Here is a 16904-nt window from a genome sequence, read left to right as displayed (position 1 = left end):
GCCGGGCGTTTTTGGATGCCGGAAAATTAACACTTGATATGTAACCGGTTACACATTATGATGGTTTTGTAAGCGTTACCAAAGAAGGAGGGGCCGAGATGGCGACAATCAAACAAGTGGCCAAACGGGCGAACGTTTCTGTCGCGACCGTGTCCCGTGTCATGAACAACAACGGTTATGTGAGCGCAGAGGCGCGGGAAGCCGTCGAACGGGCCATCGCCGAACTCGACTACGCGCCGAACCGAGTCGCTCGTTCTTTGTTCACAAAAACATCGGGTTTGATCGGCTTGATTATGCCGGATATCACGAACCCGTTCTTCCCACAACTGGCCCGAGCGATCGAAGATGTGGCGAATCAACACGGCTATCAAGTCGTCCTGTGCAACACAGACGAACAACTGGCGAAAGAACAGACATATTTGGTCGCGCTCCAGACGATGCATGTCGACGGGCTGATCATCACGACGAACCATTCGGACAATCCGAATTATGAAAAATTAGAACTGCCGATGGTCGCACTCGACCGCATCGTCAAATCTGGGATCGATGCCGTCATTTCGGATGGGTATGAAGGCGGGCGGCTCGCAGCGGAGACGCTGTTGAGCTGTGGTGCGACGAGGCTGGCCCATATCGGGGGTCCAGAGAATCTTCAAACGGTGAAACGGCGGACCGACGGTTTTCTTGATGTGGCGGGCGACCGGCTCGTCGGGATGACACATTCTAGCTTCGCGTTCAAAGAAGCGCTCACAGCGGCACAGATGCTGTTTGACGAACATTGGCCGTTCGATGGGGTGTTCGCCGCCAATGACGTCATTGCCGCCGCCGTGTTGCAGGAAGCATTGCGTCGAAACGTGCGTGTGCCGGAAGACTTGCAAATCATCGGCTACGATGGAATCGAGCTCGGTGAGATGACATCGCCGCCGCTCACGACGATCGCGCAACCGATTTATGAGATGGGTCGCCGTGCGACCGAGCGACTCCTTGATTTGATTGAAAAGAAAGAGACGATGACAAAAGAAATCTTGTTACCCGTCACGTTGACGGAACGACAGACGACGAAACGAAAGGGGCATGACACATGAGCCGAATTGTGGTCATCGGGAGTGTATCGATGGATTTAGTTGTCACGACAGATAAACGTCCACAGGCAGGAGAGACCGTCATCGGACAGACGTTCCAAACGGTACCCGGCGGAAAAGGGGCCAACCAAGCGGTGGCTGCCGCCCGACTCGGAGGACGAGTCGAGATGGTCGGTTGTATCGGGTCCGATGAGTTCGGCCAACGCATCCGACAAAACTTTGACCTAAACGGAGTCGGGACATCTCACTTACGAACTATCGACAATGAAGTGACCGGGACGGCGCACATCGTGCTCGCCGAAGGGGATAACTCAATCGTCGTCGTCCAGTCGGCAAACAAACACGTGCGTTTTACAGAAACAGAGCTCGAACAATTGCTCGATGAAGAAACGTTCGTCTTGCTCCAGCTCGAAATCCCGATCGCGACGGTGGAACAAGTGAGTGCGTACTGTCGATCCCGCAACATCCCGGTTCTACTGAACCCAGCGCCGTCACAAGTGCTCACGGAGACATTGCTTGCGAACGTGACATACGTGACACCGAACGAGCATGAGTGCCGTGACTTGTTCGGCGATGTCTCGCTTGAAGACGTATTGCGTCGCTATCCGAACAAACTGATTGTGACCGAAGGGGTCAACGGCGTCCGCTTCTTTGATGGCGAGACGATTCAGCACGTTCCAGCCATTCAAGCCGATGTCGTCGATACGACGGGGGCAGGGGATACGTTCAACGGCGCCCTCGCAGCCGCCCTGATGGAAGGAAGCGAATTACGTGAAGCGGTACGCTTCGCCGTTGTCGCTTCAGGATTGAGCGTGGAAGGGTTCGGGGCCCAAGGCGGCATGCCGAACCGAGATGACGTCATGAAACGATTGGAGCGAGTGTGATGAAGAAACATGGGATTTTGAATAGCCATTTGACGAAAATCTTTGCCGACTTGGGTCATACGGACACGGTTGTCATCGCGGACTGTGGACTACCGATTCCAAAAGGCGTGGCGCGAGTCGATTTGGCGCTTCGTCTTGGTGAACCGTCGTTCCTCGATGTATTAGATGCCGTTGAGGCGGACATGGTCATCGAACAAATCACCGTAGCCGATGAGGTGTTCACGGAGAACGAACCGATCGCCAAAGCGTTGACCGAACGGTTCGATACGGTGAAGACGTGCTCGCACGAGGTGTTCAAGCGTGAGGTCGAACAAGCGAAAGTCGTTATTCGGACAGGCGAAGCGACTCCGTATGCGAACGTCATTTTACATGCCGGTGTCATCTTTTAAGGAGGGGTTCGATGCACATCCAGTTGAAGCGCATCCATAAGTCGTTCGGTCCGGTCAGTGTATTGAAAGGCGTCGACTTCGAATTGTTACCTGGCGAAATTCATGCATTGATGGGAGAAAACGGGGCCGGTAAATCGACACTCATGAAGGTCATGACCGGGCTTCATCCGCTCGATGAAGGCGAAGTCGTCATCGATGGGGCCGTCCGGCAGTTCAAACATCCAAAAGAAGCCGAGCGCGCTGGCATCGCGTTCATCCATCAAGAGCTGAACATACTACCGGAGCTGACCGTGATGGAAAACTTGTTTCTCGGACGGGAATTGACCGGTCCATTCGGTGTCATCAAGCAGCAAGAGATGAAGCGACGGGCACGCGAGTACTTAGCGGAACTGAACGTGTTCATGGAAGTCGATCAGCTTGCCAAACAATTATCTGTCGGACAACAACAGATGATCGAGATCGCGAAGGCGCTCATGACGGATGCGAAAGTCATCGTCATGGACGAACCGACCGCCGCCTTGACCGACCGAGAGATTCGGGCGCTATTCTCGGTTTCGCGGGCGCTGCGTGACCAAGGCGTATCCATCATTTATATCTCGCACCGGATGGAAGAGATTTTTGAACTATGCGACCGCATCACCGTCCTCCGCGACGGCGTATCGATCGGGACACACCGCATCGCCGAGACGTCGTTTGAAGAAATCGTGAAAGAAATGGTCGGACGTGAGATTGGCGAACGGTATCCGGATCGCAACGCGACCATCGGAGACGTCGTCCTTGAAGTCGATGGATTGATAGGTAACCGGTTCCACAATGTCTCGTTCGATGTTCGGGCCGGTGAAATCGTCGGTTTCTCGGGACTCATGGGAGCCGGACGCACCGAAGTGATGCGCGCCTTGTTCGGGGCCGACCGGGCCAAGGGCGGAGTCGTCAAATTGAAGGGCACCGAAATCCGAATCAAACAGCCGGTCGATGCCATTCGACACGGCATCGCCTTCTTGACGGAAGACCGAAAAGGCGAGGGGTTGCTCCTCGATTTCTCATTGCGCGAAAATCTGTCGTTGCCGACGCTCGATAAACGGGCGAAAGGAACGATCATCTCACGCCAAGCAGAGGAGCAGTTCGCGGACGGTTATTTGAAAAAACTGCGCGTCAAGCACCATTCGATGGAACAAAAAGTGAAGTCGCTCTCGGGCGGGAACCAACAAAAAGTCGTCCTTGGGAAATGGCTCGGCGCCGAGCCCGACGTGCTCATTCTTGACGAGCCGACACGAGGCGTTGATGTCGGGGCGAAGAAAGAGATCTATACGATCATGAGTGAGCTGGCCGAATCGGGTGTCACCATCATCATGGTCTCATCCGATTTACCCGAAGTGCTCGGGATGAGTGATCGGATTGTCGTCATGCGAGAAGGCGTCGTCACGGGGACGTTAACGAAAGACGAGGCGACGCAAGAAAAAGTCATGACATATGCGACAGGAGGACAATGATATGGAATTGAAAGCAGCGACTGCATTAGGGCGACCGCAAAAGCTCGGTTGGGGGCAAAAACTTGGGCCGTTGTTCGGTCTGCTCGCCATCATCGTTGTGGTGACGGCGCTCGAGCCAGGTTTTCTCTCATTGAACAACATCTTTAACGTATTACGCCAAGTCTCGATCAATGCGTTGATCGCGTTCGGGATGACGTTCGTCATTTTGACAGGCGGCATCGACTTGTCGGTCGGTTCGATTCTGGCGCTCTCGTCAGCTTTCGTTGCGGGCATGATGGTCGATGGGCAACATGCGGTCATGGCGATCGCGCTCGGATTAATTGCCGGAGCTGTGCTCGGTGCGTTCAACGGTGCCGTCATCACGTACGGAAAAGTCGCGCCGTTCATCGCGACATTGGCGACGATGACGATTTACCGGGGGTTGACGCTCGTCTATACGGACGGTCGTCCGATTACCGGTCTAGGCGACTCTACATGGTTCGAGATGCTCGGACGCGGTTACTTCTGGATCATCCCAGTGCCAGCCGTGACGATGTTGATTGCTTTCGGTGTGTTGTACTTCATTTTGAAAAAGACGACGTTCGGTCGTCACACGTACGCGATTGGCGGCAACGAGGAAGCTGCCAAACTGATGGGCATCGGGGTCAATAAAGTCAAAGTCTTGATTTACTCGTTGTCGGGTACGTTAGCGGCACTCGCCGGCATCATTTTAACATCGCGTCTCAACTCGGCCCAACCGACGGCCGGGACGTCGTATGAACTTGACGCCATCGCGGCCGTCGTTCTCGGGGGAACGAGTCTTGCCGGAGGACGTGGCTGGATTGTCGGGACGCTCATCGGGGCGCTCATTATCGGAACGTTGAACAACGGCTTGAACCTTCTTGGCGTCTCGTCATTTTTCCAACTCGTCGTCAAAGGGGCCGTGATTTTGTTCGCGGTATTGCTCGATCGAAAACAAAACGCGTAAACATCGAAAGGGGAAACGGAAGATGAAAAAATGGACAGCTTGGCTACTCGTATTGACAATGGTCGTCATGGCGGCTTGTTCGACGGAACAACCGGGGACAAGTTCGGAGCAAGAGACAAAAGACGGGGACTTCAAAATCGGGCTCTCGATTTCCACACTAAACAACCCGTTCTTCGTCGCGTTGAAAGACGGTGCGGAAGAGCAAGCAACTGAACTCGATGCGACACTTACAGTTGCCGATGCGCAAAACGATGCGGCCAAACAAGTGAGTGACGTCGAAGACATGATTCAAAAAGGGATGGACTTGATTCTCATCAACCCAACGGATTCAGAAGCAGTCGGCGCGGCCGTTCAAAGTGCGAACGATGCCGGAATCCCGGTCATCACAGTCGACCGTAACGCCGAGTCAGGCGACGTGGTCGCGCACGTAGCGTCAGATAACGTCGCTGGTGGGAAGCTCGCAGGTGAATATATGGTCGAACTCGTCGGTGAAGGCGGGAAAGTCGTCGAGCTCGAAGGCATTCCAGGAGCGTCAGCCACGCGTGACCGTGGTCAAGGGTTCAACGAAGCGATTGACGGAAAACTTGACGTCGTTGCCAAACAGTCGGCTAACTTTGACCGGGCCCAAGGGTTGACGGTCATGGAAAACATCCTCCAAGACAACAAAGACATCGTCGCCGTATTCGCTCATAACGATGAGATGGCGCTTGGTGCGGTGCAGGCGTTAAGCAGTGCAGGATTGAAAGACGTCAAAGTCATCGGCTTTGATGCGACGGACGATGCGGTCAAGGCGGTCGAAGAAGGCACGATGGCTGCGACGGTCGCGCAAAAACCGACCGAAATCGGAAAGCTCGGTGTCGAAGCTGCTGTGAACTACTTAAAAGGGGAGACAGTGGAAGAGAACATCCCGGTCGACCTCGAATTGATCAAATAATGAGTACAGCCGACGCATTCGAGGTGCGTCGGCTGTTTTTATGCTTGTTGAATCGGGCGGAGCGCTTGAACGACTTCGTCTTTGATCGTGACGCCGCTCGCTTCGAGTTCGGCGATTTTATCGGCGAACTGAGGCAAGTAATCTTTATGGGCGATGAGCAGTTCATCGAGCACCCGTTTCGCAGTCTCGCCGCTCGGGATAAGCGGATTGATGATGAACGCTTGAAGGGCGAGCCCGTAGTCACCGGTCACGGCCGCTTCTTCGACGCACAGCTCCATGTTCTTCATGACTTGGAGCCATCCTTTTTCAGCCGGGGCGAGAGTTCCGAATGCGATTGGTTTCGCGCCGGTCGCACCGATATAGGCGGACACTTCGACGACATCGTCTGGAGCGAGGTCAGGGACGGCCCCGTTGTTCTTCGTCGAGACGACGATGTGTGTATTCTTATTGGCGTAAATCGAGGCGATCGTCTCACACGCCGCGTCCGAATAGTGAGCACCGCCGCGTTTAGACAGTTGCTCCGGTTTATGGTCGAGGTTCGGGTCTTTGTACAGCTCGAATAGCTCTGCTTCCGTCTGCTTCACTTGCTCGGCCCGCGTGCCGACGGCCGGGTCCCGATATTCCTCGAGCATGTGGGCGAGCATTTCCTCGGCACGATAGTAATACCGGTGATAGCCGCAAGGGATCATGTTCATCTGTTGCAGTTGTTCTTGGAAGAACGGCATGTCGTGAATGTTGGCGGGAATCCCCGAATCGCCGTCGTACATCTTGTCGATGATGTCACGTGTCACGTCTTGTCCGCTCACGTCGTGGACGCGGTGCCAGTGGAAATGGTTCAACCCGGCAAACGAATAGATCAAGTCCTCTGGCTTCTTGCCGATCAGCTCAGGTTCAGCCATCATCGCATTGACCGGCACGTTGCACAGTCCGATGACTTTGTCCCATTTGCCGTACCGGATGACCGCGTCGGTCACCATTCCGCTCGGGTTCGTGAAGTTGACGAGCCAGGCGTCCGGACAGAGCTGTTTCATATCTTCGACGATATCAAGGATGACCGGAATGGTCCGGAACGCCTTCAAGATGCCGCCGGCCCCGTTCGTCTCTTGGCCGACCATGCCGTACGAGAGCGGAATCCGTTCGTCTTTGATGCGGGCGTCGAGCAAACCGACACGGAACTGTGTCGTGACAAAGTCGGCATCTTGTAACGCTTCTCGACGGTCGAGCGTCAGATGTACTTTGACGTCATACGGAGAAGCGTCCCACATCCGCTGCGCCATCTGTCCGACGATGTCGAGTTTGTCTTGGCCGGCCTCGATATCGACGAGCCAAATCTCACGAATCGGTAACTCTTCGTAACGCTTGATGAACCCTTCCATCAATTCTGGTGTGTAGCTGCTGCCGCCCCCGATGGTGACGAGCTTGATTCCCGTTGTCATTCCAATCTCCTCCTCGTTTGTTCACAAAATAGTCTTGGATGTGTAAATGAATATCGGCGCTGGATGTATCTTCTCATTTCTCATTCAGTATAAAATATAGAAAAATGAACACAATAGATTTACAGACAACTCCGAAAGCGTTTACAAAAAGAAACATATAGACATTTATTTTTGTGAATTCAATTCACGAGAGGAGACCGGACATGCTATTGACCGAGAAAATGAAGCAAGACCTGTTCTCGAAATCAGAACGGGCCGTCATCGACTATTTGTTCGCCGAACGGGAGCGGATCCACGATAAGACGATGAAACAAATCGCCGAGGCGACGTATACGCACCCGTCGATATTAAGTCGCATCGCCACGAAACTGGAGTTTGCGGGTTGGCTCGAGTTGAAGGAACAGTTTTTGGAGGAAATCGAGTATTTGAATCGTCACTTCTCGGATATCGATGCCAATGAGCCATTCTCGGCTAAGGATAACTTGATGGTTGTGGCGAACAAGCTGGCGGCCCTCAAACAGATGACGATCGAGGACACGCTGTCGTTGCTCGATCATGAGGCATACGAGCAAGCCGTAACGATGTTGAGTGAAGCGCGCCACATCAAGGTCTTTTCTGTCATCCATAATTTGTTGCTCTGTCACGACTTCAAGTCAAAGATGAACCGGATCGGCAAGCAAGTCAGCCTCTGTGAATTCGATGCCGAATTCGAGGCGGCCAACTCGGACGAAACGACGTGTGCGCTTCTGATCTCCTATACGGGGGAAAGTGATTATACGGTCGGACTTATTCCTTACTTAAAGAAACAACGTGTGCCGGTGCTCGCATTGACGAGTCTCGGGGAGAATGCCATCTCGCATCAGGCCGACTGCACGCTCCGTTTGACGACTCGTGAACGCCTCTACTCGAAAATTGGGAGCTTCACGACGAACGATTCGATTCATTGTCTGCTCGATCTGTTGTACGCTGGTGTGTTCTCGAAAGACTATGAGGCGAACATGGCTTACAAAGTGCAAATCTCGAAACGGTTCGATCATCGTAAAAGTTCGAGTGAGGTCATGCAGGAAGACTGAAAACACCCCTTCGAGCGAAGGGGTGTTTGTTCAATCGAGCGAACGCAAGAGCGCGCGCACCGGACTGCCGTCTCCTTTGACAATCGGGAGCGGCACGGCGTTCAATTCGTAATCACCAGGGGCGATATGGTCGAGGACGAGACCTTCGAGAATGTGGACCCCGTTCCGGGCGAGTGCATGATGCGCCGCCATCTCTTTACTGTCGATTGCGTCGACCGACGGCAAATCGAGACCGATCAAGTAAATCCCAAGTTCGCCGAGACGATCAGCAAGTGACGGCGTGAGTTCAGGGATGTGGCTCGGGAACTCCTGCTTGTTCGGCCAGCCGTCCGTCTTTAAAATCAATCGTTCGACGCCGGTCAAGTCAAAGCCGTCCAAGTCCGTCGCTTCGATCCGTTCGCGGGCAGGGAGATGAATGACTCGGGCCGGACCGATATAGAGCCCGGGATCAAGGTCGATGACGCGCTGTCCGGCGTCGTCGAAATGGAACGGGGCATCGATATGCGTCCCGGTATGCAGGCTCATCGTCACTTTCCCGACGTTGACCGAACCGCTGGCGGCCATCGGCCAAGCGATCTCGTAACAGAATGCCGTGTCGCCCGGCCATGTCGTGATCGTGTCTTCAAGCGGTTGCGAAACATCAATCCATGTCATCGTGTTCGTCCTCCTCACAGTTTTGTCCGGACGGTCCAAAGTTCAGGGAAGAAACGGTGGTCGAGGACGCGGCGCAAGTAATTGACGCCTGACGATCCACCCGTCCCCATCTTTTGACCGATAATCCGTTCGACGGTGCTCATATGGTTGAAGCGCCACATCTGCTGTTGGCTGCCGATATCGAGCAGTTTCTCACCGAGCTCATACAAGTCCCAATACTTGTCCACGTCCCGGTACACATCGGCCCAAGCCGCTTCGACGCTCTCGTTCCATTCCCAGTCTTTCGTGACGTCCCGGTTGAGCACGGCGTCATCGATGGCAAGGCCACGGCGGTGCATTTCGCGAACGGTCATGTCATAGATGCTCGGTGCCTGAAGCGACGACTCGAGAAGCGGATACAGTTTCTCGTCATGGGCGTAGACGCTAAGCGTGCGTGCGTTTTTAAAGCCGAGGGCGAACTCGATTTGGCGGTTCTGGTACGATTGAAATCCAGAAGACGAACCGAGTTTGTCGCGGAACTCCAAATACTCGGCCGGAGTCAACGTCGCGAGGACGCTCCACGACTGGATGAGCTGTTGTTGAATCTTCGAGACACGGGCGAGCATCTTGAACGAACGCTCGAGCTCTCCCGTCTCGATGGCGGTCACGGCTGCCGTCAGTTCATGCAAAATCAATTTCATCCACAGCTCACTCGTCTGATGGATGATGATGAACAGCATCTCGTCATGATGGTCCGATAAGCGGTGCTGACTCGATAAAATCGGGTCGAGTTGCAAATAGTCACCGTACGACATGTCTTTCGAAAAGTCTGTCTGAATCGATTGCTCGACTTTGTGTTCAATCCGTTCACTCATATTGTTTCTCCTTAGGCCACGACTTCGCGGACGTTCTCGAACGCCTCGTATTCTTTGTTTTCCATAATTGTCTGTAACGTCATCACGACATCATACACATCGGTGAACGTGTTGTAGAGCGCGACCGGTGCGAGTCGGATGATGTTCGGGGCCCGGAAGTCCGGGATGACGCGATGCTGTTTGAGCGCTTTACAAATGCGGGCCGCCTCAGGGTGTTCGAGACTCAAATGGGCACCACGCTGTGTCTCGTTGCGCGGGCTGCCAATAATGAAGCCGTATGGTGCGAGCACTTCGTCAATCAGTACGGTCATATACGTCGTCAAGGCGAGCGATTTTTCGCGGATGGCGTCCATCCCGATTTCGTTGAACATCTCGAGGGCACCAAGTTGTGGGGCCAGGCTTAAAACGTGCGGCGTCCCGATTTGGAACGCACCGGCGTCATCGGCCGGCGTCATCGTATGATCCATGTCGAACTGTTTATCTTTGCGTGAACCGAACCAACCGGCAAGGCCAGGCGTCGTCCCGAAGTGACGCTCGTGAACGAATAGACCGCCGACGCTGCCAGGTCCACCATTCAAATGCTTATAGTTGCACCAGTAGGCGAAGTCGACACCCCAGTCGTGGAATGCGTGCGGGATGGCACCGACCGAATGACAAGCGTCCAAGCCGATCAAGATGTCTCGCTCGTGTGCCGCCTTGGCGAGACGGGCCATATCGAGGATTTGTCCGCTGCGATAGAGGACGGTTGGCAAGACGATCAAGGCGATGTCGTCTGTCATCGCTGCGATGATGTCTTCTTCCTTCAAGTAGCGTCCGTCCGGGCTCGAGACTTGGACCAAATGTTCGCTCGGGTCGAGTCCGCGGAGCTCGAGTTGACTCTTCAAAGCGTAAATATCAGATGGGAAGGTGAGTGTGTCGGCTAAAATCTTCGTCCGCTTCCCTTCCGGTTTAAAGAATGAGGCGACAAGTTGGTGCAAGTTGACCGTCGTCGACCCGGTGACCATCACTTCCTCGGCTCTGGCTCCGACGAGCGGGGCGTTAAGTGCGGCTAATTGTTCTGACAAGTTGAACCATGGGTGGCGTCCCGACATCCAGCCATCAATCCCGAGCTCTTTCCAATCGCTCAGTGATTCGAGTAACGTCCGTTCGGCCCGTTTCGATAACAGGCCGAGCGAGTTACCGTCCATATAAATGCCGTCTTGCGGCAAATAAAATTCTCCCCGGTATGGTGCGAGCGAGTCGCTGGCGTCGCGTGTTTCCGCGTACGCCCGTGTGAAATCTTGAGCCATATCATTTCCCCCTTTGACTTGCGTGTCATGCTGACAAAAGCGTAGCAATCGCCTTTGCACGTGTCAATATGGAGGGACGCATCCCCAAAAGAAAAGGCCGCCTTTGAGGCGACCCCAATTCCTATTTGATTTTACGGACATTTTCTTTGCGTAATAGACTGAACAGCGTGTACACCATCAGAATCAAGATGACGGTGAACGGGAGGGCGGAGATGAGTGAAGCGGTCTGCAATCCCTCGAGCCCGCTCGCGATCAATAGAACGGCGGCGATTCCGCCGAGCAAAATGCCCCAAACGATTCGGACAGTGAGCGGTGGATTCAAACTACCATTCGTCGTCATACTGCTGATGATGTACGTCGCCGAATCGGCTGACGTGATCAAGAAAGTAAGAATCAACAGAATCGACAAGACGGATAAAATAAAGCTGAACGGCAATTCGGCGAACGTGACGAATAAGGCACTCGTCACATCGGCATCGACCGCTTGCGCAATCGATGTTCCTTCGAATAGGTCGAGGTGAAGGGCCGTTCCGCCGAACACGGCAATCCACAAGAGCGCGATGAACGGTGGCACGATGAGCACCCCGACGATAAACTCACGAATCGTTCGGCCACGTGAGACGCGGGCGACGAATGCACCGACGAACGGCGACCAAGCGATGGCCCATGCCCAGTAGAAGATGGTCCAATCACGCACCCACGTCCCTTGCTGGTACGGCTGCAAACGAAGACTGTAGCGGATAAAGTTCTGTAAATAATCCCCTAACCCGAGCGTGAACGTCTCTAAAATAAAGATGGTCGGGCCGGCAAAGAACACGAATACCATCAATACGAGCGCGGTCCCGAGGTTGATATTACTGAGCCATTTGATGCCGCGGTCGAGACCGGTCGTCGTCGAAGTCAAAAACAAGACGGTCAAAACAACGATAATCAACACTTGCACGAGCGCCGTGTTCGGCAACCCGAAGACACTGTTCAAACCACCGTTGATTTGGAGCACGCCGAGACCGAGTGACGTGGCGACACCCATGACGGTCGCGATGACGGCTAAAATATCAATCGTTTGATTGAGCGGCTGTTTATAAGCCCGGTCTTTAATGAGCGGAGACAGACTCGTCGAAATAAGGCCGTCCGCATTTCGGCGGAACTGGAAATACGCGATAATCAAGCCGACGATGGCGAAGACGGACCATTGGCTGACGCCCCAATGGAAGAAGGAATATGCCATGGCCAATCGAGCTCCTTCGACGGTCAGCTCGGTCGTATCCGCATACGGAGGGGTGATGAAATGGCTCATCGGTTCGGCAACGCCCCAAAAGACGAGTCCGACCCCGAAACCAGCGGAGAACAGCATCCCGATCCAAGTAAAGAACGGGTATTGCGGACGGTCCTGGTCCGTCCCGAGCCGAATCTTCCCGTATTTACTGAACGCGAGGAAGACGAGAAAGACGACGAATAAGAAGACGGCGAGTAAGTAAAACCAACCGAACGAACGGGTCGTGAAGTTGAAGATGTTCCCGGCAATCGTCGCGAACAACGTCGGACGAATCGCACCAAACAGGACGAGGAGAGCGATGAGACTCGCCGAAATGTAGAACACGCGATTCAAGCGTGGCTTTTCAGGTGAAGTGTTCATGAGGACTCCTTTCCAAACGCACAAATTATTATTTAGGACTAATAAATATTTCCCTATTTGCGTGAAAGGAAAACGCCTATATGCCAGAATGGTGTCTTCTTTGCGTTGAGATGGATGAATTCGGGGAATGGAATGGTGAGACGCGTTTGAAAGGAGATTAGAATATGAAATTGATTGCCATCGATTTAGATGGGACGTTATTGTCTCGAACTGGTGTCATCACAGAAACGAACCAAGACGCAATCCGGCGTCGCCAAGCCGAGGGAGATTTGGTCGCCATCTCTTCGGGCCGATCGATTCACGATATCGAAGAGTTGCTGCGACGGAGCAGATTGACTTGTCCAATCTTGTCCGGGAACGGGGCGATCGCTTTCTATGAGAACGAACGCATTTATTACCACGCGCTCCCGAAAGACGTCGTACAGGAGTTATGGGATGTGGCCCATGAGCACGGAGCGTACGTCGAATTTTATACGAATGCCGGGGTGAAAGTACTCCGTTCGGGTACCGATTTACTGAAGGGCGAGTTGGATGAGGTGTTGCCGCACGACCAATCGTTCACACGGGAATGGGGCGAGCGGGAGATTGAAATTCAAAACGAACAGTTCGGGCTGACATATGTTGATGCGATCGAGGACATCGACTTTGAGGCCGACGAAGTGTACAAAGTCTTTGTCTATTCGTTCGATCGGCGCAAACTGCACGAGCTCCGGAAACTGTATGAGCCTCGGACCGACATTTTGATCACGACGGCAGGCTGGACGAAAATCGAGATCGGTCATCCGAATGCGAGCAAAGGGATGGCCTTGACGCAGTTGGCAGAGCATCACGGCATTCCACAAGCGGATATTGTGGCCATCGGGGACAATTTGAACGACATCTCGATGTTCGAAGTGGCGGAAACGAGGATTGCGATGGGGAACGCCGTCGATCCGTTGAAAGACATCAGTACCCATATCACGAAGGATGTTGAGGATGATGGCGTCGCCTATGCGCTCGACCATTATATCGACGACTAAATTTTGGAGAAATGGTGAACAGGGATTCGATGTCACGTAAAACGGTTAATGTATTAGTGTAGTCCTCATTCAACGTGTTGAGCTGAAAGGGGGCAACGGATGAAACGAAGATTCAATCGTTGTTTGACTGAGGCCGGCTCGGTGAAACGAGAGACAAGTTGGTTGAAAGACCGGCGGACTAGGTGATCTCCTGATTCAAACTGTCGTCCACCTGACCTCGAGCAAGAGGTGAGGGGCAGACAAAAAGGATATGTGGGAGGCAAAACGTCTAGGAAGCTCGGTGTTTCAAAACAGGTGGGCATGATGAGGTTCATGATGGATTTCAACCTTATTACGTCGAAACGCAGTCATGGCCGTTTTGGAGGCAATGTCTCTGTGCAGGGCCAGATTGATGTTCAGACGAACGAACGCTCCGAAATCGCGTTCTGAACCGCGTCCATTTTCTAGCACGTATCGATTGATTGCATGGGACGGTCGGCCGGGAACTTTCTCGGTCGGGTGAAAGTCCGCTCTACTAGAAACGCTCACCGTTAAGCGCCACAGACGTGGCGCTTTTTCTTATGGGGCGAACGTGGCGACCCGGTCCGGTTGTTTGCCATCTGCTTGTTCAAACTTCACACGATGGCCGTCTGCGGCCTGTTTGACCTGAAACGTGTAAGCGGCGTCAGGTTCATCTTCGAACGTCAAATCATAGACGTAGCCGCTTAAGGAAAGGGTACCGTCAATCGAATAGGTTTCCGCCGAAATGTTATAATGAGTCGCAAGGTACTGCTCCAAAGCCCGCTCGCGTTCTTTAATTTCGGTCGAGTAGCGGACGTAGAAGAACGTAGTGGCCGTGATGGTGACGACGAGGGTGAATCGGAGAATCGTCTCCCAGTTTCGTTTTGGCATGAGCGCGTCTCCTTTCCATATCTGGAAATAAGAATTTCAAAATATTTTACGAAAAATTCTGACAAATTACAAGGGAAAATTGTAGAGGAGTGACGACATGCCGAAAATATATTGGCTCGGGACGTTCGTGAGCGGATTAATCCTCATGATGATGGGGGAAACGGGTGCTGTCCCACGTATCGTGCCCTATTTTTTGATGGCGCTTGGCGTGACGGGCTTTCTTGTCCAAGCTTGGTTCGAACAAAAGCGACGCCGCTAAGGGCGTCGTTTTTGATTAAATCGATTCGAGCAACTGATTCAACAATGTGTCGATGTCTGCTTGGAGCGCATCGGCTTGTTGCTGCAACGTCATTAATTCTTCTAAATCGTTCGTCTCATTCATCTGGTGCAGGAGTGCTTGATGTGATGCTTCGAGCTCGGTCAGGCGAGCTTCATCAACTGAGGTGTCGCGAGTCGTTTCTTGCTTCGGTTTCACGAGTTTCGGTTTAGGAACGACGACCTCTGCGTTCATTTCATGTTGCCGTTTCTCGAGCGCATACGACACGTTTCCCGGGAAATGTGTCGCTGTCCCATCAAGCCAATACGTGATCGGGAACAGCTTGTTCAAGAAGTAGCGGTCGTGTGAGACGGCGACGAGCGTGCCGGTAAAGCGGTCGAGTGCCTCTTCGAGTGCCTCACGCGCTTCGATGTCGAGATGGTTCGTCGGTTCGTCTAACACGAGCACGTTGATGTCCTCGTGCATGAGGATGGCGAGCATGAGCCGCATCTTCTCACCGCCGCTCAAATCTTTGACCGGTTTGAAGACGCTCGCGCCATAGAAGAGGAACTGGGCCAGCAATTGACGGGCCTTCCCTTCATCGACAGCGATGCGGTCACGGAACGCCTCGATGAGCCGATGGGAGTCATCAAAGTCGATGTGTTGGGACAAGTAGCCGATTTGGGCCCGTTCCGCTCGTCGCACCTCGCCTGTCGCCGGTTCGAGGTGACCGAGCAACACTTTCAACAGGGTCGACTTGCCGCTCCCATTTGGGCCGACGATGGCGATGCGTTCGCCATGACCGGCGTAGAACGAGACGTGTTCGAAGACGTTCCGGTCGTAAGTGACCGTCACGTCGGTCGCCTCGAACACATCGCGTCCGGTCCGCCCCTGAGCCGTGAACTGAATGTCCGGTTGAACGGCCTCGAGTCGTGGTTTTTTGATCGTCTCGATGCGGGCGAGCGCTTTCTCCATCGATTTGGCGCGCCGATAAAACTTCTCGTTCGGTGGATTGCCTTCGTTCGCCCACTGTCTTAGCTGTCGAATCGTTTCCTTCATCTTCTTGATTTTCTTTTGTTGCTCCGTATAGGCATGGAATTGATCGAGCAACTTCTTTTCTTTTTGGGCGACGAACGCGCTGTAGTTGCCATCAAAACTACCCAACTCCCCGTCCTCACATTCGACGATGCGTGTGGCGACGGCGTCGAGAAACACGCGGTCGTGTGAGACGAGGAGAAGCGTGGACGGACTGTCACGCAGGAATGACTCGAGCCAAGTCATCGCTTCTAAATCGAGATGGTTCGTCGGTTCGTCGAGGATGAGCAGTTCCGGCTCTTGGAGCAACGCCAAGGCGAGCCCGACTTTGGTCCGTTCTCCGCCGCTGAGTGTGTCGAATGGGCGGTCGACGAAACTTGTGAGCCGTAATCCATCGATCATCGCATTCACTTTCGAATCGATGGCATAGCCGCCGCCGTTCTCATAGCGCATCTGCAGGGCGCCGTACGTCTCGAGGAGTGAGTCGATGTCGTCACTTGAGATCATCTGTTCCTCGAGTCGTCGCATCTCGTCACCGAGTCTCGTCAACTCGGCGAACGCGGTATAGAGTACGTCTCGCCCTGATTTACCGGGATGGGCAGGAATCTGGGCCAAATAGCCAATCGTCAGCCGTTGTTTTCGATAGATCGTCCCTTCGTCGGGCGAATCGGCGCCGACGATGAGGTGTAGGAGTGTCGTCTTGCCGCTCCCGTTCCGTCCGACGAGCCCGATTCGCTCGCCTGCGTTTACCTGAAGATTGGCATCGATTAAGACGGCGTGGCCGCCGAATTGTTTTTGAATATGTTGTAATTCGATTAACATAGATGGTTCCTCCTAAAGTAGAGGCCTATCAAAAAACCGAGCGCAAAGAAGCGCTCGGCAAGAAAGAGAGGCGCTTTGTCGTATTTCAGCAATGTCTAAAAAAGGACAGACGGGTCCTGTGGTTACGCGACATCGTGAAAAATCGCACGCAAAATGTACAAATGTTCTGTTGACCAATGCGTACGTCCGACAAAGT

At 53.6% G+C, this 16904-nt stretch carries 16 protein-coding genes; 9 read left to right on the top strand and 7 right to left on the bottom strand.

Annotation, left to right across the window (positions count from 1 at the left end; genetic code table 11):
* The first annotated feature begins 98 nt into the window (after positions 1–98).
* Genes KNP79_RS10170 through rbsB form a run of 6 tightly spaced genes read left to right on the top strand, consistent with a single transcriptional unit; the run spans position 99 to position 5743 of the window.
* Positions 99–1082 carry a LacI family DNA-binding transcriptional regulator gene (locus KNP79_RS10170; RefSeq protein ID WP_034779598.1) on the top strand — a complete coding sequence of 328 codons (984 nt, stop codon included), beginning with the start codon at positions 99–101 and terminating at the stop codon, positions 1080–1082.
* On the top strand, positions 1079–1963 hold the full coding sequence (gene rbsK / locus KNP79_RS10165; RefSeq protein WP_214823401.1) for a ribokinase: 885 nt from the start codon (positions 1079–1081) through the stop codon (positions 1961–1963). The genes KNP79_RS10170 and rbsK overlap by 4 nt, the downstream gene beginning before the upstream one ends.
* Positions 1963–2352: a D-ribose pyranase gene (gene rbsD / locus KNP79_RS10160; protein WP_215192254.1), complete on the top strand. Its 390-nt coding sequence runs from the start codon at positions 1963–1965 to the stop codon at positions 2350–2352. The genes rbsK and rbsD overlap by 1 nt, the downstream gene beginning before the upstream one ends.
* Before the next feature lie 11 nt (positions 2353–2363).
* On the top strand, positions 2364–3842 hold the full coding sequence (locus KNP79_RS10155; RefSeq protein ID WP_215192252.1) for a sugar ABC transporter ATP-binding protein: 1479 nt from the start codon (positions 2364–2366) through the stop codon (positions 3840–3842).
* A gap of 1 nt (position 3843) precedes the next feature.
* On the top strand, positions 3844–4809 hold the full coding sequence (locus tag KNP79_RS10150) for an ABC transporter permease subunit (RefSeq protein ID WP_034779589.1): 966 nt from the start codon (positions 3844–3846) through the stop codon (positions 4807–4809).
* A gap of 22 nt (positions 4810–4831) precedes the next feature.
* The gene (rbsB, locus tag KNP79_RS10145; RefSeq protein WP_214753485.1) at positions 4832–5743 is read left to right on the top strand and encodes a ribose ABC transporter substrate-binding protein RbsB; all 912 of its coding nucleotides are present in this window, start codon (positions 4832–4834) and stop codon (positions 5741–5743) included.
* Positions 5744–5781: 38 nt separating this feature from the next.
* On the opposite strand, the gene KNP79_RS10140 is transcribed toward rbsB, so the two are convergent.
* A complete protein-coding gene (locus KNP79_RS10140; protein WP_215192251.1) occupies positions 5782–7179 on the bottom strand; it encodes a 6-phospho-beta-glucosidase in 1398 nt (465 codons plus the stop codon).
* A 203-nt stretch (positions 7180–7382) separates the two neighbouring features.
* On the opposite strand from KNP79_RS10140, the gene KNP79_RS10135 reads away from it, so the two are divergent.
* Positions 7383–8252 (top strand): MurR/RpiR family transcriptional regulator, encoded by an 870-nt coding sequence (locus tag KNP79_RS10135; RefSeq protein ID WP_215192249.1) that lies wholly within the window; start codon positions 7383–7385, stop codon positions 8250–8252.
* Positions 8253–8282: 30 nt separating this feature from the next.
* Here KNP79_RS10135 and kynB read toward each other — a convergent pair whose 3' ends face one another.
* The 4 genes from kynB to KNP79_RS10115 form a co-directional block, all read right to left on the bottom strand.
* Positions 8283–8906 (bottom strand): arylformamidase, encoded by a 624-nt coding sequence (kynB, locus tag KNP79_RS10130; protein ID WP_214796539.1) that lies wholly within the window; start codon positions 8904–8906, stop codon positions 8283–8285.
* Positions 8907–8920: 14 nt separating this feature from the next.
* Complete coding sequence (kynA, locus tag KNP79_RS10125; RefSeq protein ID WP_214753495.1) at positions 8921–9760, bottom strand: tryptophan 2,3-dioxygenase; 840 nt, start codon at positions 9758–9760, stop codon at positions 8921–8923.
* 11 nt (positions 9761–9771) lie between these two features.
* On the bottom strand, positions 9772–11049 hold the full coding sequence (kynU, locus tag KNP79_RS10120) for a kynureninase (RefSeq protein ID WP_034779576.1): 1278 nt from the start codon (positions 11047–11049) through the stop codon (positions 9772–9774).
* A 121-nt stretch (positions 11050–11170) separates the two neighbouring features.
* Positions 11171–12685, bottom strand: coding sequence for a BCCT family transporter (locus KNP79_RS10115; protein WP_138858644.1), 1515 nt, complete (start codon positions 12683–12685; stop codon positions 11171–11173).
* A 164-nt stretch (positions 12686–12849) separates the two neighbouring features.
* On the opposite strand from KNP79_RS10115, the gene KNP79_RS10110 reads away from it, so the two are divergent.
* Positions 12850–13704, top strand: a complete 855-nt coding sequence (locus KNP79_RS10110; protein WP_214709739.1) for an HAD family hydrolase — start codon at positions 12850–12852, stop codon at positions 13702–13704.
* Between the two features lie 558 nt (positions 13705–14262).
* On the opposite strand, the gene KNP79_RS10105 is transcribed toward KNP79_RS10110, so the two are convergent.
* Positions 14263–14595, bottom strand: coding sequence for a hypothetical protein (locus KNP79_RS10105; RefSeq protein ID WP_215192247.1), 333 nt, complete (start codon positions 14593–14595; stop codon positions 14263–14265).
* Between the two features lie 97 nt (positions 14596–14692).
* Here KNP79_RS10105 and KNP79_RS10100 point away from each other — a divergent pair, with 97 nt between their 5' ends.
* Positions 14693–14854, top strand: a complete 162-nt coding sequence (locus KNP79_RS10100) for a hypothetical protein (protein WP_034779568.1) — start codon at positions 14693–14695, stop codon at positions 14852–14854.
* A 15-nt stretch (positions 14855–14869) separates the two neighbouring features.
* Here KNP79_RS10100 and abc-f read toward each other — a convergent pair whose 3' ends face one another.
* Positions 14870–16708 carry a ribosomal protection-like ABC-F family protein gene (gene abc-f / locus KNP79_RS10095; protein ID WP_215192245.1) on the bottom strand — a complete coding sequence of 613 codons (1839 nt, stop codon included), beginning with the start codon at positions 16706–16708 and terminating at the stop codon, positions 14870–14872.
* Positions 16709–16904 lie beyond the last annotated feature (196 nt).

This window comes from Exiguobacterium sp. s7, from assembly GCF_018618195.1.
Classification (GTDB): Bacteria; Bacillota; Bacilli; order Exiguobacteriales; family Exiguobacteriaceae; genus Exiguobacterium; species Exiguobacterium mexicanum_A.
The sequence above is the reverse complement of the archived record's forward strand: the minus strand, read 5'-3'. Positions and strand labels throughout refer to the sequence as shown.

What these genes read in the sequence shown, in the direction of transcription:
- KNP79_RS10170 (WP_034779598.1), top strand. Translation starts at nt 99, where the DNA reads ATGGCGACAATCAAACAAGTGGCCAAACGGGCGAACGTTTCTGTCGCG.
- KNP79_RS10105 (WP_215192247.1), bottom strand. Translation starts at nt 14,595, where the DNA reads ATGCCAAAACGAAACTGGGAGACGATTCTCCGATTCACCCTCGTCGTC.
- KNP79_RS10135 (WP_215192249.1), top strand. Translation starts at nt 7,383, where the DNA reads ATGCTATTGACCGAGAAAATGAAGCAAGACCTGTTCTCGAAATCAGAA.
- KNP79_RS10115 (WP_138858644.1), bottom strand. Translation starts at nt 12,685, where the DNA reads ATGAACACTTCACCTGAAAAGCCACGCTTGAATCGCGTGTTCTACATT.
- rbsB (WP_214753485.1), top strand. Translation starts at nt 4,832, where the DNA reads ATGAAAAAATGGACAGCTTGGCTACTCGTATTGACAATGGTCGTCATG.
- KNP79_RS10155 (WP_215192252.1), top strand. Translation starts at nt 2,364, where the DNA reads ATGCACATCCAGTTGAAGCGCATCCATAAGTCGTTCGGTCCGGTCAGT.
- KNP79_RS10110 (WP_214709739.1), top strand. Translation starts at nt 12,850, where the DNA reads ATGAAATTGATTGCCATCGATTTAGATGGGACGTTATTGTCTCGAACT.
- kynB (WP_214796539.1), bottom strand. Translation starts at nt 8,906, where the DNA reads ATGACATGGATTGATGTTTCGCAACCGCTTGAAGACACGATCACGACA.
- KNP79_RS10150 (WP_034779589.1), top strand. Translation starts at nt 3,844, where the DNA reads ATGGAATTGAAAGCAGCGACTGCATTAGGGCGACCGCAAAAGCTCGGT.
- kynU (WP_034779576.1), bottom strand. Translation starts at nt 11,049, where the DNA reads ATGGCTCAAGATTTCACACGGGCGTACGCGGAAACACGCGACGCCAGC.
- KNP79_RS10100 (WP_034779568.1), top strand. Translation starts at nt 14,693, where the DNA reads ATGCCGAAAATATATTGGCTCGGGACGTTCGTGAGCGGATTAATCCTC.
- kynA (WP_214753495.1), bottom strand. Translation starts at nt 9,760, where the DNA reads ATGAGTGAACGGATTGAACACAAAGTCGAGCAATCGATTCAGACAGAC.
- KNP79_RS10140 (WP_215192251.1), bottom strand. Translation starts at nt 7,179, where the DNA reads ATGACAACGGGAATCAAGCTCGTCACCATCGGGGGCGGCAGCAGCTAC.
- rbsD (WP_215192254.1), top strand. Translation starts at nt 1,963, where the DNA reads ATGAAGAAACATGGGATTTTGAATAGCCATTTGACGAAAATCTTTGCC.
- rbsK (WP_214823401.1), top strand. Translation starts at nt 1,079, where the DNA reads ATGAGCCGAATTGTGGTCATCGGGAGTGTATCGATGGATTTAGTTGTC.
- abc-f (WP_215192245.1), bottom strand. Translation starts at nt 16,708, where the DNA reads ATGTTAATCGAATTACAACATATTCAAAAACAATTCGGCGGCCACGCC.